A 24,735-nucleotide genomic window follows, 5' to 3' on the forward strand; every position below is an offset into this window, starting at 1 on the left:
GGGAACGGCAAAACGCCCCCGCTCGTTCACCCGGCATGACAGCTATGACCCCCGGCTCGAACATCCCTCTTCCCACCGCCCGTGTGACGGTGGACGTCGCCGCCCCGGTGCGGCTCGACGTATCGGGCCTGCTGCTCACCGCCGACGGCAAGGTGCGCTCCGACGACGACTTCATCTTCTACAACCAGCCCGCGGGCCCCGGCGTGACCTACCGCTCCGGCGGCGGCAGCGCCCCGGACGCCATCACGATCGACACCACGGCCGTCCCGCCCGGCATCGAGAAGATCGTCGTCACCGCGAGCCCCGACGCCCAGGGCCAGACCTTCCAGGGCATCGAACCGACGGCCACCCTCCGCAGCGCGGACGACAACGCGGTCCTGGCCACGTTCACCCCGCCGAGCCTCGGCGCCGAGACCGCCCTGGTGGTCGTCGAGATCTACCTGCGCAACGGCGCCTGGAAGGCCCGCGCGGTCGGCCAGGGCTACGCCAACGGCCTGGCCGGCATCGCCACCGACTTCGGCGTCACGGTCGAGGAACCGGCCGCCCCCGCCCAGCCGGCCGCCACGGCCCAGCCGGTCGCTCCCCCTCCGCCGGCGCCGCCGGTCCCGCCGATGGCCGCCCCGCAGGCTCCGCCCGCGCCCGCCGCTCCCCCGGCGCCGCCCGCCGCCGCGCCGGGCACCGGGAAGATCAACCTGGACAAGGGCCGGGTCAGCCTCCAGAAGAACCAGACCGTCTCCCTGATGAAGGGCGGTCGCCCGCTGCTCTCGCAGGTCCGGATGGGCCTCGGCTGGGAGCCGGCGTACCGGGGCAAGGACATCGACCTGGACGCCTCGGTCATCGCGTACGGCCCGCAGCGCAACCACATCGACAGCTGCTACTTCGGCAAACTGCAGATCGTGAACGGCGCGATCAAGCACTCCGGCGACAACCTCACGGGCGAGGGCGGCGGGGACGACGAGACGATCACGGTCGACCTCGGCCGCCTCCCCCAGGAGGTCTCCGGTCTGGTCTTCACGGTCAACTCGTTCTCCGGCCAGAAGTTCACCGAGGTCGCCAAGGCGTACTGCCGCCTCCTGGACGCCACCACCGGCGAGGAACTGGTCCGCTTCGACCTCACCTCCGCCGAGCCGCAGACGGGCGTCATGATGGCGAAGCTGATCCGCCAGTTCTCGGGCGAGTGGGAGATGACCGCCATGGGCGAGTTCGTGAAGTCCCGCACGGTCAGGGGCATGGTCAAGCCGGCCGCCAAGGCGCTGTAACAGCCGTACGGCCCGTGGCCGGGTGCACCCCGCGTGATCGCGGGACGCACCCGGCCGCGTCGCGCCCCCGCCCCGCCCTCGCCCGACTCAGAACAACGCGCTGTACGCGTTCAGTGCCGGCTGGCCGCCCAGGTGGGCGTAGAGGACGGTGGACTCGCGGCCGACCTCGCCGCGGGACACCAGGTCGATCAGCCCGGCCATCGACTTCCCCTCGTAGACGGGGTCGGTGACCATCCCCTCGGTGCGGGCCGCGAGCCGCATCGCCTCCAGCGTCGCCTCGTCGGGGATCCCGTAGGTGCCCGCGTGGTACCGCTCGTCCAGCTCCACGTCCTGGACGGTCAGGTCCTGGCGTACGCCGATGAGCCGGCCGGTGTTCTGCGCGATCCGCGCGATCTGTTCGCGGGTGCGGACGGGCGCCGCCGACGCGTCGATCCCGATCACCCGCCGGGTCCGCCCGCCCGCCTCCTGAAGCGCCCGGAATCCGGCCACCATCCCGGCCTGGGTGGACCCGGTGACCGAGCACACGATCACGGTGTCGAAGAAGACGCCCAGCTCCTCCTCCTGCTCGGCGACCTCATGGGCCCAGTTGGCGAAGCCCAGTCCGCCGAGCGGGTGGTCGGAGGCGCCGGCCGGGATGGCGTACGGCTTGCCGCCCGACTCCTCGACCTCCCTCAGCGCCTGCTCCCAGCTCTCCTTGAAGCCGATCCCGAACCCGGCCCGCACCAGGCGCACGTCGGCGCCGGCCAGCCGGCTGATCAGGATGTTGCCGACCTTGTCGTAGACGGCGTCCGGCCATTCCACCCAGCTCTCCTGCACCAGTACGCACCTGAGTCCGGCGCGGGCGGCGACGGCGGCGACCTGGCGGGTGTGGTTGGACTGCACGCCGCCGATGGAGACGAGGGTGTCGCAGCCCTGGGCGAGGGCGTCGGCGACCAGGTACTCCAGTTTGCGGGTCTTGTTCCCGCCGTAGGCCACACCGGAGTTGCAGTCCTCGCGCTTGGCCCACAGGGCGGCGCCGCCGAGGTGCGCGGTGAGCCGCTCCAGCGGATGCACGGGCGAGGGGCCGAAGAGCAGCGGGTAACGCTCGTGGGCAGAGAGGGACATGGGGGTGATCCTTCCGTCAGGGAACGTCGGGAACCTCGGACACGTCGGCGAGCTCCTCCAGGCCCCGCCAGATCTCCGCGGTGACCCGGACCGCCTCGTCCGGGTCTCCGGCCGCGCAGGCCTCGATCAGCCGGTCGTGCAGTCCGGTGGAACGGCAGGCGCCGCCCTCGCCGAAGCGCTGCCGCTCCAGCCGGCGGATGAGCGGGGTGTAGCGGGCGGCGGTCGCGGCGGCGGCACGGTTGCCGCTCACCCGGACGAGGACGTCGTGCAACTCGTCGTCGGCGCGCAGCGCGCCGTCCACGTCACCGGTCCGCACGGCGGCGTCGAACCGCTCGTTCGCGGCGCGCATCAGCTCCACGTCGGGCTCTCCCAGCCGCGGTACGGCGACGCGGGTGACCAGTTCGTGCATGGCGCCGACGACGGCCGCCGCGTCCCGTACGTCGCGGGCGATCAGCGGGGTCACCCGCGTGTAGCTCTGCGGCTTGCTCTCCAGCAGCCCTTCGTCGACCAGCCGCGCGAACGCCTCGCGCACCGGCGCCCGGGACAGCCCGAGCCGCTCGGCGATCTCCGCGTCCCGCACCACCGCGCCGGGTTCGATCTCCCCGGCCACGATGGCGTCCCGGATCGCCGCATGGGCACGGTCCCTGAGCAGGGTGCGCGGTACGGGTCGCATGGTTTCCACAACTGAAATGTTAGATGTCAGAGACCGCCCGAACAAGCCCTCGGTCACCCGCCACCGTGACGGGGACCGCGGGCGGCGGGTTCAGCGGCGTTTCTGGCGCTTCCAGGGGCCCGTGACGGCGAGCATGATGCCCGGTTCCTGGATGTTGGCGTACAGGGTCTTCCCGTCGGGCGAGAAGGTGACGCCGGTGAACTCGCTGAACTCCGGCTCCTCCTCGGTGCCGATGTTCAGGTCGTTGCGGGCGATGGGATAGGTGCGTCCGCTGTCGGTGGCGCCGAACAGGTGCTGCACGCCCTCGCCGTCCTCGGCGATGACCAGTCCGCCGTACGGGGAGACGGTGATGTTGTCCGGGCCGTCGAAGGCGCCGTCCTCGGCCGGGTTCCGGTCGACGCCGAGCAGGACCTTGAGGGTGAGGGTGCGGCGCCGGGGGTCGTAGAACCAGACCTGGCCGTCGTGCTGGACGGGGCTCTCCTCACGGGCGTACGAGGAGACGAAGTACGCCCCGCCGTCGCCCCACCACATGCCCTCCAGTTTGCGGGCACGAGTGACCTCGCCGGCCCCGAACTGCTCGCGCACGGAGACGGTCCGCGCATCGCGGTCGGGCACGTCCACCCAGTCGACGCCGTACACCGTGCCGGTCCGGGTGGCGCGGGAGAGGTCGTCGACGAACCGGCCGCCGGAGTCGAAGCACTTGGGCGCCTGGAGGACGCCCGCGTCGTCGGCGAGGGTGCGGAACCTGCCGGGGCCGTGGCGGAAGTCCTCCGGCGGGGTCCAGCGGAAGAACAGGCCGTTGGGTTCGTCTGCGTCCTCGGTGAGGTAGGCGTGGCCGCGCTTGGAGTCGATGACGACGGCCTCGTGGTCGTACCGGCCGAAGAACTTCAGGGGCTTGGGGTCGCGGTTGGCGCGACGGTCGGCGGGGTCGACCTCGAAGACGTAGCCGTGGTCCTTGGTCATGCCGTTCTCACCGGCCCGGTCGGAATTCTCCTCGCAGGTGAGCCAGGTGCCCCAGGGGGTGCTGCCGCCCGCGCAGTTGTCGGCGGTGCCGGCGATGCCGACCCACTCGGCGACGCTGCCGTCGGGGCGCACTTCGACAATCGTGCAGCCGCCGGGCGCGCCCGGGTCGTAGACGAGGCCCTCGACGAGCGGGACCGGGTGCTCCGCCTCGTCGCGCGGACCGTCCATCTCGTGGTTGTTCACGAGGAGGGTGGTGCCTCGGGGGCCCGCGAAGGCGGCGGTGCCGTCGTGCTCGGCGGGGGTGTACTCGCCGGACTCCAGCCGGGTCTTCCCGCAGTGGGTGAGGATGCGGTAGGAGAAGCCGGCGGGCAGGGCGAGGATGCCGTCCGGATCGGGGAGCAGGGGGCCGTAGCCGATCGTGGGGTGCTGGTGCCGGGCCTCCTGCTGCTCCTCCCCCGCGCTCTCGGCGTCGTGGGAGGCGAGGGCGCCCGGCGCGGAGGCGAGGGCGCCCACGCTGCCCACCAGTGCGACACCGGCGCCGGCGACCGCGGATGTCCTGGCGAAGTCCCTGCGGGTGAGCGACATGGAGCCTCCTGTGACGGTGGGGTGCCGTGAGGGGGTGACGGGTCAGGTCTCGTTCACCGTCACGCTCGCGCCCCTGCCTGAACACCGGTTGAACTCCGCGGGGCCTCCCGACGGCCGCTTCGGTGAACCACGCGCGGCCGCGTCCACTTCGCCCACCGAGCGGGGTACGCGGTCGCTTACTGTGCTCGCCGACCGGGGTGTACGCCTGCCCGCCCCGCTCAACGAACGGGGTGCGACGCGCCCGCTCAACGGGGGGGCGCGCCGCTCACTCCACCCGCACACCGAGGCGCACGTCCGCCCCCGTGCACGCCGGCCGGGAGTGACGGACCCGCTCTGCCATCGGCGCGGGCGCCGGCTGTCCGTCCGAATCCTCTGCCGCGATTCAACTCCCGCGCTGCGAGCGCGCCTTGAAGGCGGCCTTGCGTGCGGCCTTGGCGACCGCCTTGTCCGGGTGCAGCCGGCCCATCGCCTCCAGCACGTCCGCCGTGGCCGGGTGCTCCACCCGCCAGGCGGTGGCGAAGAAGCCGCTGTGCTGGCGGGCCAGGCCCTCCACCAGGGCCTGCAACTCCTCGGAGTGGCCCTCGGCCGCGAGCTGTGCGGCCACCGTGTCGATGGTCAGCCAGAAGATCATGGCCTCGGAGGGCGGCGGTACGTCCGTCGCCCCGTGCTCGGTCAGCCACACCCGGGCCAGCCCGCCGAGTTCCGCGTCGTCGAGCACCTCGCGCAGGGCGGGCTCGGCCGAGACGCCGACCAGCGCCAGCGCCTGCTGGCACTGCAGCCGCCGCAGCGGCGCGTTCTCGTCGCCGCCGCGCGCGGCGGCGAGCAGTTCCCGGGCCGCGTCGAGGGGTTCGCGGCGGGCGAGCCACTGCTCGGTCTCCGCGTGGGCGGCCGCCGGCGGGAAGGCGGGGGTGCGGTCGAGCAGCGCGTCGGCGCCCTTGTCCGTGAGGTCCCCGACCGCCGGGGCGTCGAATCCCGCTTCCAGCAGGCGGGCGCGCAGCCCGTACAGGCCGAGCGGGGTCAGCCGCACCACGCCGTAGCGGGTGACGTCGGTGTCGTCCTGGGGCGGGGCGGGCTCCTCGTCGCCCTCGGCCAGCAGTGCCTCGTCGACCGGCTGGTACTCCACGAGTCCGGACGGCTCCAGCAGGCGGAACCGGTCGTCCAGCCGCATCATCGCGTCGGACACCTCCTGGAGCACGTCGTCGGTGGGCTCCGGCATGTCGTCGGGGACGATCACGGAGGCGGCCAGTGCGGGCAGCGGCACCGACGGGCCGGCGGGCCCCGCCTCGCCGACGGTCAGCAGATACAGGTTGCCGAGGATCCCGTCGAGGAAATCCGCCTCGGCCTCGGGGTTCCAGTCGACCGAGGAGAGGTCGAGTTCGCCGGATCCGTCCCCGGCGGCGAGGGCGTCGACGAGTCCGTCGAGGTCGGGCACGCTCGCGTCGGCGAGTGCCGCCTCCAGCGCGGCGAGCCACACGGTGAGGACGTCCTGCGGCGAGCCGCCGGTGAGCAGGGCGAGGTCGGCGCCCGCGGTGACGGTGCCCTTCTCCTCGTCGACGACGTCGACGAGCCCGGCGTCCACGGCGGCGCGCCATGCCGCACTGGCGTCGGCGGTGGCGTCCTCGCCGCTCAGCCCGAGTTCCTCGGCCGCCGCGGGCAGCTGCTCGTCGACGAGCCCGCCGCCGGCGTCGACCCGCGTTTCGGGCCCGGCCCAGCGGGCGAGCCGGGCGGCCCGGGACAGCAGGGGCGTGGACAGTGCTTCGCGCGCCAGCTCCGCTTCGGGGTGCAGCCGCGCCGGCGGCATGGAGCTGTCTGACATCGGCTGTTTCTCCTAGGGTCTGTCCGGCGGATCACGTCGGGGGCAGCCGGCGGCAGCCGGCCGGCTGGGCCGGAGACGACTCGGCCACTCAGCCTAGACGGATTTCCGCCCAAGCCGCCCGCTTCACCTCTGCTTCACCTCCCGGGCATGGCCGAAACCTTGACAAGTGGCCTGGCCAAGCTGGAGATTGACGCGCGTAGAAATCGGCGGACAGTTGTTCACCGGAGCCGGCGGCCGGCCGCGGACGCCATCCGTGGAGGCCGCCCCGCAGGCCACTCGGGGACCGGCTGCGGACGCCATCCGCAGAAGGCATCCTGAGAGGACGGGAGGCCGCGCAGGGCCGCGGGGCCATCCACGGCAGCCCGCCCGCACCCCGCGCCCTCTCCACGCGTCACACGATTCTCCACCCTCGTCCCGGCACTCATCACATTCCCGGAGGGAATCCGTTGCCGAGCAAGTCGTCCGCGCGTCTCGCCGCGCTCACCGTCGCCGCCGTGTGCGCGGCGTCCACGATCACCCTCACCTCGCCCGCCCACGCGGAGTCCGTGCGCATCCACGACATCCAGGGCGACACCCGGACATCTCCGTACGCCGGGCAGCAGGTCACCGATGTGGCCGGAATCGTCACCGGCGTCCGCACCTACGGCTCGTCCCGCGGATTCTGGATCCAGGATCCGGCGCCGGACGCCGACCCGGCCACCAGTGAGGGCGTCTTCGTCCACACGGGCTCGACCCCCCAGGGGGTCGCCGTCGGCGACGCCCTCACGGTCTCCGGCACGGTGTCGGAGTACGTCCCCGGCGGCACGTCCTCCGGCAACCAGGCGCTGACCGAGATCACCCGCGCCACGTTCACCGTCGTCTCCAGCGGCAACCCGGTCCCGGCCGCGACCAGGATCGACGCCAGGTCCGTCCCCGCCGCCTACACCCCGGCCGGGGACGGCGCGGCGAACGGCTCCGTCAACACCCTGCCGCTGCGCCCCGACCGCTACGCCCTGGACTTCTACGAGTCCCTGGAGGGCATGAACGTCCAGGTCTCCGACACCAGGGTGGTCGGCGCCACCGACCCGTACACCGAGCTCTGGGTCACGGTGAAGCCGAAGGAGAACCGCAACGACCGCGGCGGCACGGTCTACGGCTCCTACGACGACCGGAACACCGGACGGCTGCAGATCCAGTCCCTGGGCCGGGCCGCGGACTTCCCCGACGCGAACGTCGGCGACACCCTCGCCGGTACCACCGCGGGCCCGCTGGACTTCAACCAGTTCGGCGGCTACACGCTGGTGGCGAGCGAACTCGGCACGCTGAAGAACGGGAACCTGCGGCGCGAGTCGACGCGCGCGCAGCGCTCCGGCGAGCTGGCGGTCGCCACGTACAACGTGGAGAACCTGGACCCGTCCGACGGCACGTTCGCCGCGCACGCCGAGGCGATCGTGGGCAACCTGAAGTCGCCCGACATCGTGTCCCTGGAGGAGATCCAGGACAACAACGGCGCCACCGACGACGGCACGGTCGCCGCCGACCGGACGGTGGCCCGGCTGATCGACGCGATCGAGGCGGCGGGCGGCCCGCGCTACGACTGGCGCGGGATCGATCCGGCCGACAAGGCCGATGGCGGCGAGCCGGGCGGCAACATCCGCCAGGTGTTCCTCTTCAACCCGGAGCGGGTCTCCTTCACCGACCGCGCGGGCGGCGACGCCACGACGGCCACCGGCGTCACCAAGGTGCGCGGCAAGGCGGCCCTGACGGTCTCCCCCGGCCGCGTCGCCCCCGGCGCCGAGGCGTTCGAGAACAGCCGCAAGCCGCTGGCCGGCGAGTTCGCCTTCCGCGGCCGCACGGTCATCGTGGTCGCCAACCACTTCGCCTCCAAGGGCGGCGACCAGGCCCTGACGTCGCAGTACCAGCCGCCGTCGCGCAGCTCGGAGACGCAGCGCCACCTCCAGGCGAAGGAGGTCCACGACTTCACCGCGAAGATCCTCGCCGCCCAGAAGAACGCGGCCGTCGTCGTCCTCGGCGACATCAACGACTTCGAGTTCTCCACGACCACGAAGATCCTCGAGGGCCGGGGCACGCTCTGGTCGGCGGTCAAGTCCCTGCCGCGGAGCGAGCGTTACTCGTACGTCTACCAGGGCAACAGCCAGGTGCTGGACCAGATCCTGATCAGCCCGTCGATCCGCCGCGGCGGGTCGTTCACGTACGACAGCGTGCACCTCAACACCGAGTTCCACGACCAGATCAGCGACCACGACCCGCAGATCCTGCGTTTCCGCCCGTAGGGCGTACATCCGCGCCGAGGGCCGGCCGGACGCTCCCGTCCGGCCGGCCCTCGGCCGTGCCCGTCCGGTCGCCCGCCCTGCCCCGCCCGCCCGGGTCCGCAGTGCTCCCCGGCCCGCGGTCAGTGCGTCCCGCGCCGCCGCAGTACCGCCATCCCGGCCGTCGCCGCCAGACCGGCCGCCGTCCCCCCGGCGATCATCACCGGCCATGGCTTCCGCGTCCCGGCCAGCCTGGCCTGCGTGGCGCTGCTCCGCAGTTGCACGGTCACCGCGCCGGCCTTGTCGCGCAGGTCCTCCACACGGGCCATCGCATGGCCCTTGACATCCATCTTCCCGGCCAACTGCTCCACCGTGTCCCCGAGTTCGTGCCGGGTCCGCTCGATCTCCCGCCGCATTTCGTCCGGCCCCTTGGCCCCGCGGGCGGCATCCTGCTCGACCGCGGGCTCGATGTGGGACCCGGAACCGGGTCCGGAGGCCCCCGCCTTCGCAGGCGCGTTCACGCCGTTCACGTCCCGCGTCATCGGTGCGCCCTTCCCTTGATCTCCTCCACGTCGGCCTTCACACTGCCCAGCGCCTGCTCCGGGGTCGCCGGGGTGGCCTGCCGCAGCTGACCGCGACCGAGCACGGCCAGCACACCGGCGATCACGAACAGCACGGCCGTGATGATCAGCGCCGCCGCCCACACCGGCATGACGAGAGAGAGCGCGGCGCCCCCGGTGAAGGCCGTCGCCAGCAGGCCCGCGTAGGCGAAGGCGCCCGCGGCGCCCAGCATGCCGCCGCCGCGTCCGGCCCGGCGGCCCTTCTCGGCCAGCTCCACCTTGGCCAGGGCCATCTCCTGCCGTACCAGCCGGGAGACCTGCTCGGTGGCCTGTCCGACGAGTTCGCCCACGCTGTGCTCGTCGTGGCCGTGCGGGTCACGGGTGTATTCGGCACGGCTGCGGCCGTCACGGCTGCGCGTGTCACGAACGGGCGGTTGCTCGATGGTTGCGGTCACAGTGTTCCGCCTCCTCTCGGTCGGGTGTTCTCCGAGTACCCGGAGCGCGCGGCGCCTACCCTGAACGTCATTCGTTACCGATGCTTACCAATAACTGATAGAGGATTTAAGTGGAACTACGCGGTCATCGGGCAGAGACTACTCCCCATGACCTCATCGACGCCCCCCTTCGGCCGCGCTCTGTGCGCCATGGTCACGCCGTTCACCCCCACCGGCGCCCTGGACCTGGACGGCGCCGCGCGTCTGGCCGACCACCTGGTGAGCCACGGGTGCGACGGCCTGGTGCTGTCCGGTACGACGGGCGAGTCCCCGACCACGACGGACGCCGAGAAGTCCGCCCTCGTCACGGCCGTACGGGAGGCGGTGGGCGATCGCGCCTCGATCGTCGCCGGTGTCGGCACCGCCGACACCGCGCACACCGCCGACCTCGCCCGTGAGGCCGAGCGGGCGGGCGCCGACGGTCTCCTGGTCGCCACCCCGTACTACAGCCGCCCGCCGCAGGACGCGATCGAGGAGCACTTCCACGAGGTCGCGGACGCCACGGACCTCCCCCTGGCCCTGTACGACATCCCGGCCCGCACGGGCACCCGCATCGAGCCGGACACGATGCTGCGACTCGCCGAGCATCCCCGGATCGTGGCGGTGAAGGACTGCTCGTACGACTTCCTGGCCGCCCAGAAGATCCTCGCCCGCACGGATCTCGCCTACTACGCGGGCTGCGACGAGCACATCCTCGCCCTGTACGCGGTCGGCGGCGCCGGGTACGTCAGCACGGTCGCGAACGTGGTCCCGGACCACCTGCGCGCCGTCCTGGACGCCTTCGACGCGGGCGACACGGCCCGCGCGGCCGGTCTCCAGCAGCGGGCCACCGCCCTGATCGAGGCGGTGATGGCGAACGGCCTGCCCGGCACGGTCACGGCCAAGGCCCTCCTCACCACCCTCGGCCTGCCCGCGGGCCCGGTCCGCCGGCCGCTGAGGCCGGCGGACCGCGACACGACCGAGAGTCTCAGGTCGCTCCACGAGGACCTCACGACAGGCTGACCGTCACCACTCGCCGTGCACGCTCTCCGCTCAGTCGAGCGCGTGGGCGAACATGCCCGGCTCGTACGAGCCTCCCTTCTGGTGCACGATCACGGCGAGCCGGTTGGCCGCGTTGATCAGGGCGACCAGGGCGACCAGCGCCGCGGTCTGGTCGTCGTCGTAGTGCTTGCGCACCCGGTCCCAGGTCTCGTCGGAGACACCGTGGTGGGCGTCGCCGAGCCGGGTGCCCTCCTCGGCGAGGGCCAGGGCGGCCTGCTCGGCCTCGGTGAACACGGTGGACTCGCGCCAGGCGGCGACCAGGTGGAGCCGGACCGCGCTCTCACCGGCGGCCGCGGCCTCCTGGGTGTGCATGTCGATGCAGTGACCGCAGCCGTTGATCTGACTGGCGCGCAGCGACACCAGTTCCTGCGTGGACCGGGGCAGCGGCGACTGCTGGATCACCAGGCCCGCGCCCGCGAACCGCTTGGCGAACTTGAGCGCGATCTCATTGGCGAACAGGTCGAATCGGGCTTCCATGGCTTCGTCCTCACTCGTGGTGTTGCATCGGACGAACACGAGACTCCGGCCGGCCGCTGCGTGTGACAGCACCGCCAGGTGACACAAGCCACGGCAGACGGGTGTCACAGGATCGCGGGGACCGGTGTCCCGTGCGCATGACCCAGTCGGAAGCGAAGGAGCGTCCGGTGAAGAGCGAACGAAGCGAGCCCACGGCCGGGCGCCCCGCGGGCACCGCGGGAACGGATCCCGCCACCGAGGCGTTCGTCGACCACCGCAACCTCCTGTTCACGGTCGCCTACGAGATGCTGGGCTCGGCCGCCGACGCGGAGGACGTGCTGCAGGAGACCTGGCTGCGGTGGTCGGGGGTCGATCTCGGCACGGTGCGGGACCGGCGGGCGTACCTGGTCCGGATCACCACGCGCCAGGCGCTGAACCGGCTGCGTACGCTCGGCCGCCGCAAGGAGTCCTACGTGGGCTCCTGGTTGCCCGCGCCGCTGCTCACCACACCCGACGTGGCCGAGGACGTCGAACTGGCCGACAGCGTCTCGACGGCGATGATGCTGGTGCTGGAGACGCTCACGCCGACGGAACGGGCGGTGTTCGTACTGCGCGAGGTGTTCGCCCTGGAGTACGACGAGATCGCGGAGGCCGTCGACCGGAAACCGGCCGCGGTCCGCCAGATCGCGCACCGCGCACGCGGCCATGTGGCGGCACGCCGACCGCGCGAACACGTGTCGTCGGCGGACTCCCGAAAGGCGCTCGACGCGTTCCGTCGGGCGGTCGAGACGGGGGACCTGCAGAACCTGCTCGACATCCTGGCTCCGGACGTCGTCCTGCTGGGCGACGGCGGCGGAGTCAAGCAGGCAGTCCTGCGGCCCATCGTCGGTGCCGACAAGGTGGCCCGCCTGCTGGCCGCGGGCCTGGGCAGGATCCCCACCGGTTCGTCGTTCCTGTTCGCCCAGGTCAACGGCCGCCCGGCACTGCTCCTCCGGGTCGACGGCGAGCTCGACACCGTCCTGACGGTCCGCGTCGACCACGGCCTCGTCACCGGCCTCTACGCCGTACGCAACCCGGAGAAGCTGTCCCACATGCGCCGGGCGACGACCCTGAGCCGCTGAGGCCGGACCTGAGGCCTCATCAGCCACTGCCACGCGGGAGGCGGTTGCGTACAGCCCTCTGACGCGCCGACGGGGGGCTTCGGCCTTCACCCGACGTCCGGCAGCGGGTCCACGACGAACGTCCCCAGCCCGGTGAACAGGCCCACGAAGGTCGGCAGGGCGAACACGTTCCGGGCGCCTTCCGCCTACCGGGCGACCAGATGCACGGGAGTATGCGCGCCTAGGGCTCGGCTGTTCCCCTTCCGGGTCCCGCGGTCGAGGCAGACACCCGGGGTCAGTCGGTGCCGAGGCCGTCGATCAGGCGGTTGAGGAACCGGGCGAAGGTGGCTTCGGGGGCGAGCGGACGGCTGGGCGCGGAGAGGGCTTCAGCGAGTTCCGGATGGTGGCCGTCCGCGGCGACGGCGGCGAGGTAGCGGGCTTCGGCTGCGGCTTGGTCGGGCGACCGCGAGACTGCGGCCTGCGCGATCTCGTGCGCGGCGTGCCCGGCCACGAACGCCGTGAGCTGGGCGAAGATCTCCAGCTTCGCCGCACCGTCCAGACCGGTGGGCCGCAGGGCGGTGAGCGCGCGTTCCATGAAGGCCAGGGTGTGGGGTCCGGGGACGCGGTGGGTGGACAGGGCGGCGGGCAGCCAGGGGTGTCGCAGCATCAGGGCGCGCTGGAGGTGGGCGACGGCCTTCAGGTCGGCGCGCCAGTCGCCGGTGAGCGTGTCCGTGACCGGCAGTTCGCCGCTGACGTGGTCGACCATCAGGTGCAGCAGCGTCTCCTTGTCGGGGGCGTAGCTGTAGAGCGACATGACGCCGGCTCCGACCTGTGCGGCGACTTTCCGCATGGTGACCGCTTCGAGGCCCTCCGCGTCCGCCAGGGCGACGGCCGCCGCGGTGATCGCCTCCCGGCTGTAGGTCGGCTTGCGGCCCCTGCGGGGCCGGGCAGAGCCGAGCCAGAGCTTCTGGGGGTCGACGCCCGGAGCGTCGGCCCTTCCGTCGCGGGGCATGGCCCACACCCCTTTCCCGGATCACGGTTGCCCTTGCGGGCCTCAGTCAAGCATCCTCTATTCTCGTACAGCGTACGTAAATTGAGGAGGGGACGATGACAGCACGCACACACGGTCCTGTGCCGAAGCCCACCTGGGCTCCGCCTTCCGGGAAACCCCCGCTGGCCTCACGGATGATGAGGGCGACGTGGCGCCGGCTCCCGGCCAAACGGCACGATGCCGGGTGGGAGCCGGGGCTGGTGGTGCCGGCCGCCGACGGGAGCCCACTGCTCACCGACCACTACTTCCCGCGCACCGAGGGCGACTTCCCCACTCTCCTGGTCCGCTCGCCGTACGGCCGAGGTCTGCCGTGGTCCCCCATGTACGGCCTGCTCTTCGCCGAACAGGGTTTTCACGTGGTCCTGCAGAGCTGCCGCGGCACCGGCGGTTCGGGAGGCGCGTTCGACCTGTGGCGCAACGAGGCCGCCGACGGGCAGGCCACGGTGGCCTGGCTGCGCGGGCAGCCCTGGTTCGACGGCGCCCTGGGCACCGTCGGCCCCAGTTACCTGGGCTACGTGCAATGGGCCTTTGCCCTGGACCCGCCGCCGGAGCTGAAGGCCATGGTGATGCAGATGGGCCTGCACGATCCCTACGCCCTGTTCCACACGCACGGTGCGCTGCGCCTGGAGAACGCCCTCGCCGTCGGGGTGGGCATGACCTACCAGCATCAGGGCATGGCACCGTTCCTGAGGGCGGCGCTGCGCCTGCGGCGCCGCCTGCGCGACGTCACCACCGCGCAGCCACTGCGCGGGGCGTACGTACCGGCCCTCGGGGGCGAGTTGCCCTGGCTGGACGACGTCATGACGCACCCGGACGCCGAGGACGCGTACTGGCACGGCGCGTCGTCGGCACAGGCGGCGGAGCGGCTCGACGTCCCCACGAGCCTGATCACCGGATGGCACGACGCGCTGGCCGACCAGACCTTCGAGCAGTACGACCGGCTGCGGCGGGCCGGCTGCGAGACCGCCCTGCTCGTCGGGCCCTGGACCCACACCTCCGCCCTGCAGCAGGGCTGGCCCGAGGTGTTCACCGAGAGCCTCTCCTGGCTGCGCGCCCACCTGCACGCTGACCCCTCCGGCCTGCGCCCCACCGCCGTGCGCGTGCACATCGGCGGCGAGAACGCCTGGCGGGACCTCGAGGACTGGCCGCCGGCCACGGCCATCGACCCGTGGTTTCCCACCGCACAGGGACATCTCACCCAACAGCCCCCCGCGGACTCCGCACCACTGACATCGTTCCGCTACGACCCGGCCGACCCCAAACCGTCCCTCGGCGGCCCTCTGCTCTCCCGTACCGCCGGCCCCCGCGACAACGGCACTCTGGAAGCCCGGGACGACGTACTGACGTTCACCGGACCCCCGCTGACCGAGCCCTTGGACATCTTCAGTCCGGTCTCCGCCCGGTTGCGCATCTCGACGGACACCGGCCACGCCGACGTCTTCACCCGCCTGTGCGACGTGGACCCACAAGGCCGCTCCGTCAACATCTGCGACGGACTGGGCCGGATCCGAACGGCCGCGCACGTGCCCGCGCAGGTCACCGTGCCGATGAGCTCCACCGCCCACCGCTTCGCCGTCGGTCACCGCCTCCGCTGGCAGATCAGCGGAGGCGCCCACCCCCGCTACGCCCGCAATCCCGGCACCGGGCAATCACCGCTGGACGCCACCACCTTCACCCCGGTGCACATCACACTCCACACGGACTCGGCGTTGATGCTCCCGATGCACGCCCACGGTTCCCGGCTCAGCCCTGCGGAGAACGGCTGACGAGCCGGACCCGACGGCCCGGCTCAATGAAAGGCACGCTCGTTGTCACCGAGGTGGCTGCTTCGGAGGACGCCGAGAGGTCGGTGGGCTCATGAGATCATCGGGTCCGCGGCCCTGGGAGTCTGGCGCCACAAGCCGAGCGGCTCGGCCAGGGCACCGGCGACACCGAACTGCGGCACCCGGGGGCGGGCATGGAGGACAGCGGGCCAACGGAAGTGCGCCGGGAGCGTGCGCGTGCCGGGCGGCTGCCCGAAGGGCTGACCGTCGCCGTGGCGTCGGTCCTCTCGTTCGTCCTGTTGGCCGGCCCGGCAGTGGTCTTCGGCACCGCGGCCTGGCACCTGGTCACCGACGCCGGTACCACCGCGTTCAGCCGGTTCTCGGCGTCGGCGGTCTTCCTCGCCCTCGTGGTGCTGCCGTTCCTGCTGGCCCGCGTGGTGTTCCGCTCGGGCCGGCGCAAGGGCAGGGAGCGGCTGACGGCTGCGGTCCCGGCAGCGCTGACGCTGCTCGGCTCGTCCGTCGTCTCGTTCGCGGCTCTGTGCCTGATCGTCGTGTACGCGGACTGACCTCCGGCTACCGCACCAGCGAGACGAGGGGTGCCGGCACGAGCGATGCCGGGAGAACCCTGTTCACACACGAGCGCCCTCCCGGGCCGTCATGGGGCCGTGGAAGGGCGCTCGGTGTGGTGACCCGTGCCGACAGGGCCGGCCGGCGGGGCAGCCGGCCGCCGTCGGTCAGTTGTGGCTGTGCAGCACGTCGTTCAGGCCGCCCCAGACCGCGTTGTTCGGGCGGGCCTCGACCGCGCCGCTGATCGAGTTGCGGCGGAAGAGGATGTGGGAGGCGCCGGACAGCGCGCGGGCCTTGACGACCTCACCGTCGGGCATGGTCACGCGGGTGCCCGCGGTGACGTAGAGGCCGGCCTCGACGACGCACTCGTCGCCGAGCGGGATGCCGACGCCCGCCTCGGCGCCGATCAGGCAGCGCTCGCCGATGGAGATGATCACGCTGCCGCCGCCGGACAGCGTGCCCATGGTGGACGCGCCGCCGCCGATGTCCGAGCCGTCGCCGACGACGACGCCCGCGGAGATGCGGCCCTCGATCATGGAGGTGCCCAGGGTGCCCGCGTTGAAGTTGACGAAGCCCGCGTGCATGACCGTGGTGCCCGCGGCGAGGTGGGCGCCCAGGCGGACCCGGTCCGCGTCGGCGATGCGGACGCCCTTGGGGACGACGTAGTCCGTCATGCGGGGGAACTTGTCGACGGACGTGACGGCCAGGTGCAGGCCCTCGGCGCGGGCGTTGAGCCGCGCCTTCTCGACGTCGTCGACGGCGACGGGGCCGAGCGAGGTCCAGGCGACGTTCGCGAGGAAGCCGAACATGCCCTCCAGGTTCTGGCCGTGCGGCTTGACCAGGCGGTGGGAGAGCAGGTGGAGACGGAGGTAGACGTCGTGCGCGTCGGTCGGCTTCTCGTCGAGCGAGGAGATGACCGTACGGACCGCGACCACTTCGACGCCCCGGCGCGCGTCCTGTCCGATCGCCGCGGTCGCGCCGGCGCCGAGGAGTTCGGCGGCCTGCTCGGCGGAGAGCCGCTCGGTGCCGGACGGGCCGGGCGCGTCGGAGAGTTCGGGGGCGGGGAACCAGGTGTCGAGGACGGTTCCGTCGGCGGTGAGGGTGGCGAGGCCGGCGGCCACTGCGCCGGTGGTGCTCTGAGCAGTCGAGTCGGTCATGAGGGCAACCTAACCGGCTCGGGCCCGGCGGCGCGAACCGGCGCCGGGCCGTCTCAGGTGCCGGGCGGGCCGTCCCGGAAGCGGGGACGGCCCCAGGTCGGAGCGGTGCGCCGACGGCCCCGCTCAGTTCCCCGGCAGGATGCGCCCCAGCATCTCCCGCGCGTACTCCTCGTCGTACGGCGTGCCGGTCAGCAGGGCCTGGAGACAGATGCCGTCCATCAGCGCGACCAGGGCGCGGGCGGTGACCGGGTCGGTGCGGTGGGACAGCAGTTCGGCGACGTCCTCGCACCACTCGGCCGCGACGGGGCGCAGGGCGGGCCGGCGCAGGGCGGCCAGGTACAGCTCGTACTCCAGCTCGACGCCGGCGCGCTCGCCCGCGAGCCACTCGCCGAGCAGTCCGGCGAGTTCGGTCGCCAGGTCGGTGCGCGGGTCCTCCAGGCCGCCGTGCGAGGCGACGGCCTTGGCGAACCCCTCGTTGGTCTGGCGCAGCGCGGCGACCAGCAGCTCGTCGAGGGTCTTGAAGTGGTACGTCGTGGAGCCGAGCGGCACATCGGCCTCGGCGGCGACGCTGCGGTGGCTGAGTCCCGCGATGCCGCTCCTGCCGACGACGCGGATCGCTGCTTCGATGATCCGCCGACGCCGCTCGGGGTCGTACCGGCGGGCCATCAGTGCGCGCCGCCGAGGTTGAGCACGACCACGCCCACGATGATCAGCGCGATGCCTGCGGCCTTGGCCGCGGTGAGCCCCTCCCCCATGAACATGATGCCGATCGCGGCGATGGCGGCGGTGCCCACTCCGGCCCAGATGGCGTACGCGGTGCCGATGGAGAGGGTGCGCAGCGTCTGGGCGAGCAGGCTGAAGGAGACCACGTAGCCCACCAGGGTCAGCAGCGAGGGCCAGAGCTTGCTGAAGCCGTCGCTGTACTTCATGGCGGTGGTGGCGCCCACCTCCGCGGCGATCGCCCCGGCGAGCAGAAGGTATCCCATGCGTACGAGCGTACACAGCGATGCGTACGGCTGTACACAACGAACGGCTCGTCCGGCCGGACACGACGACGGCCCCCGGTTCCCGCGAATCCGGTGGATTCGCGGGAACCGGGGGCCGTCCCGTGCCCGTACGACCGGGGTCTCAGACGTTGAAGCCGAGTGCCCTCAGCTGGTCGCGGCCGTCGTCCGTGATCTTGTCGGGGCCCCACGGCGGCATCCACACCCAGTTGATGCGCAGCTCGCTGACCAGGCCGTCCGTGGCGGACTTGGCCTGGTCCTCGATGACGTCGGTCAGCGGACAGGCCGCGGACGTCAGAGTCATGTCGATGGTCGCCACATTGGTGTCGTCGACGTGGACGCCGTAGATCAGACCCAGGTTGACGACGTCGATCCCCAGTTCGGGGTCGACGACGTCCATCAGGGCCTCGCGGACTTCTTCTTCCGAGGCCGGCTTCATCTCCACGGTCTCGCTCATGCCGTTGTCCTTTCGGCGTCGGAGCCCAGTGCCTGGGCCGTCGCGTCCTTCCACGCCATCCAACTGAGGAGGGCGCACTTGACGCGGGCGGGGTACTTGGACACCCCGGCGAACGCGATCGCGTCCTCCAGGGTCTCCTCCATCGCGTCGTCCGGTTCCACCTTGCCCCTGGACTGCATGAGCTCCAGGAAGGTCTCCTGGATCCGCTGCGCCGTGGCGAGGTCCTTGCCGACCAGCAGGTCGTTCAGCACGGAGGCCGAGGCCTGGCTGATGGAGCAGCCCTGCCCCTCGTACGAGACGTCACTGATCGTCGTGCCGTCGTACTTCACCCGCAGCGTGATCTCGTCGCCGCACGTCGGGTTGACGTGGTGCACCTCGGCATCGCCGTCCCGCAAGCCCCGCCCGTGCGGGTTCTTGTAGTGGTCCAGGATGACTTCCTGGTACATCGAATCAAGCTTCACGCGCAGCAGCCCCTCAGCCGAAGAAGTTCCGTACGTGCTCCAGACCGTCGACCAGAGCGTCGATCTCGGCCGGCGTGGAGTACAGATAGAACGACGCTCGCGTGGTCGCGGGAATTCCGTACCGCAGGCAGACCGGCCGCGCGCAGTGGTGGCCGACCCGGACCGCGATGCCCTGCTCGTCGAGGACCTGGCCCACGTCGTGCGGGTGGATGTCGCCCAGCGTGAAGGAGATCGCGGCGCCGCGGTCCTCGGCCGTGTCGGGGCCGATGATGCGCAGGTCCGGGACCTCGGTCAGGCGCTTGACCGCGTACTCGGTGAGCGCGTGCTCGTGGGCGAGGATCTTGTCCATGCCGATCGCGCTCAGGTAGTCGATCGCGGCGCCGAGGCCGACCGCCTGGGCGACCGGCGGGGTGCCCGCCTCGAACTTGTGCGGCGCGGGGGCGTAGGTCGACGAGTGCATCGACACGGTCTCGATCATCTCGCCGCCGCCGAGGAACGGCGGCAGGTCCTCGAGCAGTTCCTGGCGGCCCCACAGGACGCCGATGCCGGTCGGGCCGCACATCTTGTGGCCGGTGAAGGCCACGAAGTCGGCCTGGAGGGCCTGTACGTCCATCGGCATGTGCGGGGCGGCCTGGGAGGCGTCGATGCACACCAGGGCGCCGACCTCCTGGGCGCGGCGCACGATCGCCTCGACCGGGTTGACGGTGCCCAGGATGTTGGACACCAGCACGAAGGAGACGATCTTCGTCTTCTCGGTGATGATCTCGTCGATGTTGGACAGGTCGAGGCGGCCGTCGTCGGTGAGGCCGAACCACTTCAGCTTCGCGCCGGTGCGCTGCGCGAGCAGCTGCCACGGCACGATGTTGGAGTGGTGCTCCATCTCCGTGATGACGATCTCGGTCTCGTGGTCCACCCGGTAGGGCTCGTCGGCCCAGCCCAGCATGTTCGCCACGAGGTTGAGCGACTCCGAGGCGTTCTTGGTGAAGATCACCTCGTCGCGGGAGGGCGCGTTGATGAACTCCGCGACCTTGTCGCGCGCGCCCTCGTACAGCGCCGTGGCCTCCTCGGCGAGCACATGCACACCGCGGTGGACGTTGGCGTTGTAGCGCTCGTAGTACTCACTGAGTGCGTCCAGCACCTGACGCGGCTTCTGGCTGGTCGCCGCGTTGTCCAGGTAGACGAGTTTCCGGCCGTCGTGGACCTGGCGGTCCAGGATGGGGAAGTCGTTACGGATGGCCTCGTCAAGGAGCCTGGGCTCGGTGAGGAGGCCCGGCAGCTGTGTCACGCGGATGCGCCACCCTTCGCGTAGGCCTCGTAGCCCTCGTTCTCCAGCTTGTCGGCGAGCTCGGCGCCGCCGGACTCGGCGATCCGCCCGTCGGCGAACACGTGGACGTAGTCGGGCTTGATGTAGCGCAGGATGCGCGTGTAGTGCGTGATCAGCAGGGTGCCGACCTCGCCGGACTCGCGGACGCGGTTGACGCCCTCGGAGACGATACGCAGCGCGTCGACGTCCAGGCCGGAGTCGGTCTCGTCGAGGATCGCGATCTTCGGCTTGAGCAGTTCCAGCTGGAGGATCTCGTGGCGCTTCTTCTCACCGCCGGAGAAGCCCTCGTTGACGTTGCGCTCGGCGAAGGCGGGGTCCATGTGGAGGCGCTCCATGGTCTCCTTGACCTCCTTCACCCAGGTGCGCAGCTTGGGGGCCTCGCCGCGGATGGCGGTGGCGGAGGTGCGCAGGAAGTTGGAGACGGAGACGCCGGGGACCTCGACCGGGTACTGCATGGCCAGGAACAGGCCGGCGCGGGCGCGCTCGTCGACGGACATCTCCAGGACGTCCTCACCGTCGAGGGTGACGGTGCCGCCGGACACGGTGTACTTGGGGTGACCGGCCAGGGCGTAGGCGAGGGTCGACTTGCCGGAGCCGTTGGGGCCCATGATGGCGTGCGTCTCGCCCTGCTTCACGGTGAGGTCGACGCCCTTGAGGATTTCCTTCGTGGCGTTGTCGGCCTCGACGGTGACGTGCAGGTCTCGGATTTCAAGCGTTGCCATGGGGGCCTCAGGACTCCTGGGTGACGGAGACGAGCACGTCGTCCCCTTCGATCTTTACGGGGTATACGGGAACGGGGCGCGTGGCCGGAAGACTGTCGGGCTTGCCCGAACGGAGGTCGAAGCGCGAGCCGTGCAGCCAGCACTCGATGTGGCAGTCGTCGACCTCGCCCTCCGAGAGGGAGACGTTCGCGTGCGAACAGATGTCGTTGATCGCGAACACCTCGCCCCCGGTGTGCACGAGGGAGACCGGCGTGCCGTCGAGTTCCACCCTTTTCGGGGTGTCCTCCTCCAGCTCGCTCAGTCCACAGGCGCGTTGGAAGGTCATCCGACCGATGCCTCCAGCTCCTCCTCGATCTTGGCGATCAGGCGCTCCTCGATGTCCGGGACGCCGATCTGCTGGACCAGCTCGGCGAAGAAGCCGCGGACCACCAGGCGTCGGGCGTCCTGCTCGGGGATGCCGCGGGCCATCAGATAGAAGAGCTGTTCGTCGTCGAAGCGGCCGGTCGCGGAGGCGTGGCCGGCGCCGACGATCTCGCCGGTCTCGATCTCCAGGTTGGGCACGGAGTCGACGCGGGCGCCGTCGGTGAGGACGAGGTTGCGGTTCATCTCGTAGGTGTCGGTGCCCTCGGCCTTGGCCTCGATGAGCACGTCACCGATCCACACGGCGTGCGCGTCGTCGCCCTGGAGCGCGCCCTTGTAGGCGACGTTCGACTTGCAGTGCGGAACGTTGTGGTCGACCAGGAGGCGGTGCTCCTGGTGCTGGCCGGCGTCGGTGAAGTACAGGCCGAACAGCTCGGCCTCACCGCCGGTGCCCGCGTAGGCCACCCGGGGGTGCAGCCGGACCAGGTCGCCGCCGAAGGTGACGACGACCGACTTGAAGGAGGCGTCGCGGCCGACGAGGGCGTTGTGCTGGGCGACGTGCACGGCCTTCTCGTCCCAGTCCTGGATGGAGACGACGGTGAGCTTGGCGCCGTCGCCGAGGACGTACTCGACGTTGGCGGCGAGCACCGCGTCACCGGTGTGGTCGATGACGACGACCGCCTCGGCGAAGGCGCCGAGCTCGATCACCTGGTGCCCGTAGGCGGCGCCGCCCTCGCCGTGCACCGCGATGCGGATCGGCTCGGTGAGGACGGTCTCCTTCGGCACGGTCACGACCGAGGCCTGCTCGAAGGCGCTGTACGCCTGGGCGGCGACGCGGTCCACCGGCTTGCCGGCCCGGCCCAGCCGCGCGTCGTCGCGGCCGACGGTCTCGACGCGGACGCCCTCGGGCGCCTCGACGGCGGTCTTGACGCCTTCGCCGGTGGCGACGGCGGTGCCGTCGTGCAGGCCGCGCAGGCGCTCCAGCGGGGTGAACCGCCATTCCTCCTCGCGGCCGTGCGGGACCGGGAAGTCCGCCACGTCGAAGGACGGGGGCGCGCTCATCCGGGTGGCGACGGTCGACTCGGCGGCCACCGCGATCGAGCCGGCGGTGGTGGAGCCCACCGGTGGGGGTCCCCCCGCCGCAGCGAAGCCGGAGGTGGGGGAATTCTGAGCCTCAGCCATGGCTGTCGTAGTGCTCTCTTTCTGAGTGAGACGTGTGCTGTCCGACGGGGCGGGCCGAGCCGACCCGCCAACAGGCGGGTCGGGTCGACCGGCCGACGGGGGCGGGGCGGCGGGTCAGCCGACCGCGCCCTCCATCTGCAGCTCGATCAGCCGGTTGAGCTCCAGCGCGTACTCCATCGGCAGTTCCTTGGCGATCGGCTCGACGAAGCCGCGGACGATCATCGCCATCGCCTCGAACTCGGACAGACCGCGGCTCATCAGGTAGAAGAGCTGGTCCTCGGAGACCTTGGAGACGGTCGCCTCGTGGCCCATGGACACGTCGTCCTCGCGGACGTCCACGTAGGGGTAGGTGTCCGAGCGGGAGATGGTGTCCACGAGCAGCGCGTCGCACAGCACGTTGGACTTGGCGCCGGGGGCGCCCTCACCGATCTCGATCAGACCGCGGTAGGAGGTGCGGCCACCGCCGCGCGCCACCGACTTGGAGACGATGTTCGACGAGGTGTTCGGGGCCATGTGGACCATCTTGGCGCCGGCGTCCTGGTGCTGGCCCTCGCCGGCGAAGGCGATGGACAGGGTCTCGCCCTTGGCGTGCTCGCCCATGAGGTAGACGGCCGGGTACTTCATCGTCACCTTGGAGCCGATGTTGCCGTCGACCCACTCCATGGTCGCGCCCTCGTAGGCCACGGCGCGCTTGGTGACCAGGTTGTAGACGTTGTTCGACCAGTTCTGGATGGTCGTGTAGCGGCAGCGGCCGCCCTTCTTGACGATGATCTCGACGACGGCGCTGTGCAGCGAGTCCGAGGTGTAGATCGGGGCGGTGCAGCCCTCGACGTAGTGGACGTAGGCGTCCTCGTCGACGATGATCAGCGTCCGCTCGAACTGGCCCATGTTCTCGGTGTTGATCCGGAAGTAGGCCTGGAGCGGGATGTCCACGTGGACGCCCTTGGGGACGTAGATGAACGACCCGCCGGACCACACGGCCGAGTTCAGCGACGCGAACTTGTTGTCGCCGACCGGAATGACGGTGCCGAAGTACTCCTGGAAGAGCTCCGGGTGCTCCTTCAGCGCGGTGTCCGTGTCGAGGAAGATGACGCCCTGCTCCTCCAGGTCCTCGCGGATCTGGTGGTAGACGACCTCGGACTCGTACTGCGCGGCGACACCGGCGACCAGGCGCTGCTTCTCCGCCTCGGGGATGCCGAGCCGGTCGTAGGTGTTCTTGATGTCCTCGGGCAGGTCCTCCCAGGAAGCGGCCTGCTTCTCGGTGGAGCGCACGAAGTACTTGATGTTGTCGAAGTCGATGCCCGACAGGTCCGAGCCCCAGTTGGGCATGGGCTTCTTGTCGAACAGCCGCAGGCCCTTCAGCCGCAGCTTCAGCATCCACTCCGGCTCGTTTTTCTTCGCGGAGATGTCACGGACGACGTCCTCGCTCAGACCGCGCTTGGCCGCGGAGCCTGCCGCGTCGGAGTCGGCCCAGCCGAATTCGTACGTACCCAGGCCCTCGAGTTCGGGGTGGGCAGTCTCCGTGGGGAGAGTCATGCGGGGTTCCTCCCGGCCGTGCTTGCGGATGCGGTTGCGTTGTGGATGTGGGGCGAAGACTTCTCGGGCTTCGTCCCGGACGTTCTCGGGGGTTTCGAGGGTTCCGGTGACTTCGGGGGCGGTGAGGCCCCCGAAGCCCGCGAAGCCGTCGAGGAATTCGGGATGAAGGTGGTGCAGACACCGTCGCCGTGGGCGATGGTGGCCAGCCGCTGGACATGCGTACCGAGCAGCTCGGCGAAAAATTCCGTCTCCGCCTCGCAGAGTTGCGGAAACCGCTCGGCGGCGTGGGCGACCGGGCAGTGGTGCTGGCACAGCTGCTCACCCTGCTGCGGGTGGGGGGCGCTGCGCGCGGTGGCAGCGTACCCGTCCGCGGTGAGCGCCCTGGCCAGGGCTTGGGCGCGCTCCTCGGGGGCCGCCGCCGCCACCGCCTCGCGGTACGAGCCGGCCTGGGCGGCGATCCGGGCCCGGGCGAACGCGGCGATCGCCTCGTCGCCGCCCTCCCGCTCGCCGATCCACCGCAGGGCGTCCACGGCCAGTTCGTCGTACGACTGGTCGAAGGCGTCCCGCCCGCAGTCGGTGAGGGCGAAGACCTTGGCCGGGCGTCCGCGCGTGCGTGCGCCGTAGACCCGGCGTTCGCGCGCCTCCACGATTCCGTCGGCGGCCAGGGCGTCGAGGTGGCGGCGGACGGCCGCCTGGGTCAGCCCGAGCCGCTGGGCGAGATCGGACACGGTCGACGGGCCGTGGTCCAGGACGGAGCGCACGACCCGGTTGCGGGTGGACCGCTCACCGGTCGCAAGTTCCTCCTGCGGAGCCTCGCCGACGTTTTTCACAACGCCATTGTTGCGTAATTC

25 protein-coding genes are annotated in these 24,735 nt (G+C 71.3%); 6 read left to right on the plus strand and 19 right to left on the minus strand.

Annotated elements, in window-relative coordinates; all coding sequences use genetic code 11:
- Window positions 1-44: 44 nt before the first annotated feature.
- Entirely contained in the window at window positions 45-1,259 is a 1,215-nt protein-coding gene (locus OHB56_RS10610; RefSeq protein WP_406359000.1) for a TerD family protein, read from the plus strand.
- 87 nt (window positions 1,260-1,346) lie between these two features.
- On the opposite strand, the gene OHB56_RS10615 is transcribed toward OHB56_RS10610, so the two are convergent.
- The 4 genes from OHB56_RS10615 to OHB56_RS10630 form a co-directional block, all read right to left on the minus strand.
- Window positions 1,347-2,363, minus strand: coding sequence for a 1-aminocyclopropane-1-carboxylate deaminase (locus tag OHB56_RS10615; protein WP_326752028.1), 1,017 nt, complete (start codon window positions 2,361-2,363; stop codon window positions 1,347-1,349).
- A 16-nt stretch (window positions 2,364-2,379) separates the two neighbouring features.
- Window positions 2,380-3,045, minus strand: a complete 666-nt coding sequence (locus tag OHB56_RS10620; protein WP_406352860.1) for a GntR family transcriptional regulator — start codon at window positions 3,043-3,045, stop codon at window positions 2,380-2,382.
- Window positions 3,046-3,126: 81 nt separating this feature from the next.
- Window positions 3,127-4,584, minus strand: coding sequence for an alkaline phosphatase PhoX (locus OHB56_RS10625; RefSeq protein ID WP_406352862.1), 1,458 nt, complete (start codon window positions 4,582-4,584; stop codon window positions 3,127-3,129).
- 382 nt (window positions 4,585-4,966) lie between these two features.
- Window positions 4,967-6,400: a hypothetical protein gene (locus OHB56_RS10630; RefSeq protein ID WP_326752031.1), complete on the minus strand. Its 1,434-nt coding sequence runs from the start codon at window positions 6,398-6,400 to the stop codon at window positions 4,967-4,969.
- Between the two features lie 446 nt (window positions 6,401-6,846).
- Between OHB56_RS10630 and OHB56_RS10635 the strand changes: the two genes are divergently transcribed.
- Window positions 6,847-8,673, plus strand: coding sequence for an endonuclease/exonuclease/phosphatase family protein (locus OHB56_RS10635; protein WP_406352864.1), 1,827 nt, complete (start codon window positions 6,847-6,849; stop codon window positions 8,671-8,673).
- A gap of 119 nt (window positions 8,674-8,792) precedes the next feature.
- Here OHB56_RS10635 and OHB56_RS10640 read toward each other — a convergent pair whose 3' ends face one another.
- Entirely contained in the window at window positions 8,793-9,191 is a 399-nt protein-coding gene (locus OHB56_RS10640) for a DUF3618 domain-containing protein (protein WP_326752033.1), read from the minus strand.
- Window positions 9,188-9,664: a phage holin family protein gene (locus tag OHB56_RS10645; protein WP_406352866.1), complete on the minus strand. Its 477-nt coding sequence runs from the start codon at window positions 9,662-9,664 to the stop codon at window positions 9,188-9,190. The genes OHB56_RS10640 and OHB56_RS10645 overlap by 4 nt, the downstream gene beginning before the upstream one ends.
- Before the next feature lie 147 nt (window positions 9,665-9,811).
- On the opposite strand from OHB56_RS10645, the gene dapA reads away from it, so the two are divergent.
- Window positions 9,812-10,705 (plus strand): 4-hydroxy-tetrahydrodipicolinate synthase, encoded by an 894-nt coding sequence (gene dapA / locus OHB56_RS10650; RefSeq protein ID WP_406352867.1) that lies wholly within the window; start codon window positions 9,812-9,814, stop codon window positions 10,703-10,705.
- A 30-nt stretch (window positions 10,706-10,735) separates the two neighbouring features.
- Here dapA and OHB56_RS10655 read toward each other — a convergent pair whose 3' ends face one another.
- On the minus strand, window positions 10,736-11,221 hold the full coding sequence (locus tag OHB56_RS10655; protein ID WP_406352869.1) for a carboxymuconolactone decarboxylase family protein: 486 nt from the start codon (window positions 11,219-11,221) through the stop codon (window positions 10,736-10,738).
- A 137-nt stretch (window positions 11,222-11,358) separates the two neighbouring features.
- On the opposite strand from OHB56_RS10655, the gene OHB56_RS10660 reads away from it, so the two are divergent.
- The gene (locus OHB56_RS10660; RefSeq protein WP_406352871.1) at window positions 11,359-12,321 is read left to right on the plus strand and encodes an RNA polymerase sigma-70 factor; all 963 of its coding nucleotides are present in this window, start codon (window positions 11,359-11,361) and stop codon (window positions 12,319-12,321) included.
- A gap of 274 nt (window positions 12,322-12,595) precedes the next feature.
- On the opposite strand, the gene OHB56_RS10665 is transcribed toward OHB56_RS10660, so the two are convergent.
- Window positions 12,596-13,312, minus strand: coding sequence for a TetR/AcrR family transcriptional regulator C-terminal domain-containing protein (locus tag OHB56_RS10665; RefSeq protein ID WP_326752037.1), 717 nt, complete (start codon window positions 13,310-13,312; stop codon window positions 12,596-12,598).
- 176 nt (window positions 13,313-13,488) lie between these two features.
- On the opposite strand from OHB56_RS10665, the gene OHB56_RS10670 reads away from it, so the two are divergent.
- Window positions 13,489-15,117, plus strand: coding sequence for a CocE/NonD family hydrolase (locus OHB56_RS10670; RefSeq protein WP_406359001.1), 1,629 nt, complete (start codon window positions 13,489-13,491; stop codon window positions 15,115-15,117).
- 191 nt (window positions 15,118-15,308) lie between these two features.
- Entirely contained in the window at window positions 15,309-15,680 is a 372-nt protein-coding gene (locus OHB56_RS10675) for a hypothetical protein (protein ID WP_406352872.1), read from the plus strand.
- Window positions 15,681-15,848: 168 nt separating this feature from the next.
- Here OHB56_RS10675 and dapD read toward each other — a convergent pair whose 3' ends face one another.
- The 11 genes from dapD to OHB56_RS10730 form a co-directional block, all read right to left on the minus strand.
- Entirely contained in the window at window positions 15,849-16,838 is a 990-nt protein-coding gene (gene dapD, locus OHB56_RS10680; protein ID WP_326752039.1) for a 2,3,4,5-tetrahydropyridine-2,6-dicarboxylate N-succinyltransferase, read from the minus strand.
- Between the two features lie 123 nt (window positions 16,839-16,961).
- Window positions 16,962-17,504, minus strand: a complete 543-nt coding sequence (locus OHB56_RS10685) for a TetR family transcriptional regulator (protein ID WP_326752040.1) — start codon at window positions 17,502-17,504, stop codon at window positions 16,962-16,964.
- Window positions 17,504-17,824 carry a multidrug efflux SMR transporter gene (locus OHB56_RS10690; RefSeq protein WP_055591707.1) on the minus strand — a complete coding sequence of 107 codons (321 nt, stop codon included), beginning with the start codon at window positions 17,822-17,824 and terminating at the stop codon, window positions 17,504-17,506. The genes OHB56_RS10685 and OHB56_RS10690 overlap by 1 nt, the downstream gene beginning before the upstream one ends.
- A 142-nt stretch (window positions 17,825-17,966) precedes the next feature.
- On the minus strand, window positions 17,967-18,299 hold the full coding sequence (locus OHB56_RS10695) for a metal-sulfur cluster assembly factor (protein ID WP_055591708.1): 333 nt from the start codon (window positions 18,297-18,299) through the stop codon (window positions 17,967-17,969).
- Entirely contained in the window at window positions 18,296-18,760 is a 465-nt protein-coding gene (sufU, locus tag OHB56_RS10700; protein ID WP_326752041.1) for a Fe-S cluster assembly sulfur transfer protein SufU, read from the minus strand. Before sufU ends, OHB56_RS10695 begins: the two co-directional genes overlap by 4 nt.
- A 13-nt stretch (window positions 18,761-18,773) precedes the next feature.
- Window positions 18,774-20,045 carry a cysteine desulfurase gene (locus OHB56_RS10705; protein ID WP_326752042.1) on the minus strand — a complete coding sequence of 424 codons (1,272 nt, stop codon included), beginning with the start codon at window positions 20,043-20,045 and terminating at the stop codon, window positions 18,774-18,776.
- Window positions 20,042-20,806, minus strand: a complete 765-nt coding sequence (gene sufC / locus OHB56_RS10710) for a Fe-S cluster assembly ATPase SufC (RefSeq protein WP_055591711.1) — start codon at window positions 20,804-20,806, stop codon at window positions 20,042-20,044. Before sufC ends, OHB56_RS10705 begins: the two co-directional genes overlap by 4 nt.
- 7 nt (window positions 20,807-20,813) lie before the next feature.
- Window positions 20,814-21,131 carry a non-heme iron oxygenase ferredoxin subunit gene (locus OHB56_RS10715; protein ID WP_055572483.1) on the minus strand — a complete coding sequence of 106 codons (318 nt, stop codon included), beginning with the start codon at window positions 21,129-21,131 and terminating at the stop codon, window positions 20,814-20,816.
- Complete coding sequence (gene sufD, locus OHB56_RS10720) at window positions 21,128-22,348, minus strand: Fe-S cluster assembly protein SufD (protein WP_406352876.1); 1,221 nt, start codon at window positions 22,346-22,348, stop codon at window positions 21,128-21,130. The genes OHB56_RS10715 and sufD overlap by 4 nt, the downstream gene beginning before the upstream one ends.
- A 114-nt stretch (window positions 22,349-22,462) precedes the next feature.
- Window positions 22,463-23,884 (minus strand): Fe-S cluster assembly protein SufB, encoded by a 1,422-nt coding sequence (gene sufB, locus OHB56_RS10725; protein ID WP_055591713.1) that lies wholly within the window; start codon window positions 23,882-23,884, stop codon window positions 22,463-22,465.
- The gene (locus OHB56_RS10730) at window positions 23,881-24,714 is read right to left on the minus strand and encodes a helix-turn-helix transcriptional regulator (protein WP_406352878.1); all 834 of its coding nucleotides are present in this window, start codon (window positions 24,712-24,714) and stop codon (window positions 23,881-23,883) included. The genes sufB and OHB56_RS10730 overlap by 4 nt, the downstream gene beginning before the upstream one ends.
- Window positions 24,715-24,735: the final 21 nt, after the last annotated feature.

The organism is Streptomyces sp. NBC_01635 (assembly GCF_045209715.1).
GTDB lineage: Bacteria > Actinomycetota > Actinomycetes > Streptomycetales > Streptomycetaceae > Streptomyces > Streptomyces hirsutus.

What these genes read in the sequence shown, in the direction of transcription:
- OHB56_RS10610 (WP_406359000.1), top strand. Translation starts at nt 45, where the DNA reads ATGACCCCCGGCTCGAACATCCCTCTTCCCACCGCCCGTGTGACGGTG.
- OHB56_RS10615 (WP_326752028.1), bottom strand. Translation starts at nt 2,363, where the DNA reads ATGTCCCTCTCTGCCCACGAGCGTTACCCGCTGCTCTTCGGCCCCTCG.
- OHB56_RS10625 (WP_406352862.1), bottom strand. Translation starts at nt 4,584, where the DNA reads ATGTCGCTCACCCGCAGGGACTTCGCCAGGACATCCGCGGTCGCCGGC.
- OHB56_RS10630 (WP_326752031.1), bottom strand. Translation starts at nt 6,400, where the DNA reads ATGTCAGACAGCTCCATGCCGCCGGCGCGGCTGCACCCCGAAGCGGAG.
- OHB56_RS10640 (WP_326752033.1), bottom strand. Translation starts at nt 9,191, where the DNA reads ATGACGCGGGACGTGAACGGCGTGAACGCGCCTGCGAAGGCGGGGGCC.
- dapA (WP_406352867.1), top strand. Translation starts at nt 9,812, where the DNA reads ATGACCTCATCGACGCCCCCCTTCGGCCGCGCTCTGTGCGCCATGGTC.
- OHB56_RS10655 (WP_406352869.1), bottom strand. Translation starts at nt 11,221, where the DNA reads ATGGAAGCCCGATTCGACCTGTTCGCCAATGAGATCGCGCTCAAGTTC.
- OHB56_RS10660 (WP_406352871.1), top strand. Translation starts at nt 11,359, where the DNA reads ATGACCCAGTCGGAAGCGAAGGAGCGTCCGGTGAAGAGCGAACGAAGC.
- OHB56_RS10665 (WP_326752037.1), bottom strand. Translation starts at nt 13,312, where the DNA reads ATGCCCCGCGACGGAAGGGCCGACGCTCCGGGCGTCGACCCCCAGAAG.
- OHB56_RS10670 (WP_406359001.1), top strand. Translation starts at nt 13,489, where the DNA reads ATGAGGGCGACGTGGCGCCGGCTCCCGGCCAAACGGCACGATGCCGGG.
- OHB56_RS10675 (WP_406352872.1), top strand. Translation starts at nt 15,309, where the DNA reads ATGGAGGACAGCGGGCCAACGGAAGTGCGCCGGGAGCGTGCGCGTGCC.
- dapD (WP_326752039.1), bottom strand. Translation starts at nt 16,838, where the DNA reads ATGACCGACTCGACTGCTCAGAGCACCACCGGCGCAGTGGCCGCCGGC.
- OHB56_RS10685 (WP_326752040.1), bottom strand. Translation starts at nt 17,504, where the DNA reads ATGGCCCGCCGGTACGACCCCGAGCGGCGTCGGCGGATCATCGAAGCA.
- OHB56_RS10690 (WP_055591707.1), bottom strand. Translation starts at nt 17,824, where the DNA reads ATGGGATACCTTCTGCTCGCCGGGGCGATCGCCGCGGAGGTGGGCGCC.
- OHB56_RS10695 (WP_055591708.1), bottom strand. Translation starts at nt 18,299, where the DNA reads ATGAGCGAGACCGTGGAGATGAAGCCGGCCTCGGAAGAAGAAGTCCGC.
- sufC (WP_055591711.1), bottom strand. Translation starts at nt 20,806, where the DNA reads ATGGCAACGCTTGAAATCCGAGACCTGCACGTCACCGTCGAGGCCGAC.
- OHB56_RS10715 (WP_055572483.1), bottom strand. Translation starts at nt 21,131, where the DNA reads ATGACCTTCCAACGCGCCTGTGGACTGAGCGAGCTGGAGGAGGACACC.
- sufD (WP_406352876.1), bottom strand. Translation starts at nt 22,348, where the DNA reads ATGGCTGAGGCTCAGAATTCCCCCACCTCCGGCTTCGCTGCGGCGGGG.
- sufB (WP_055591713.1), bottom strand. Translation starts at nt 23,884, where the DNA reads ATGACTCTCCCCACGGAGACTGCCCACCCCGAACTCGAGGGCCTGGGT.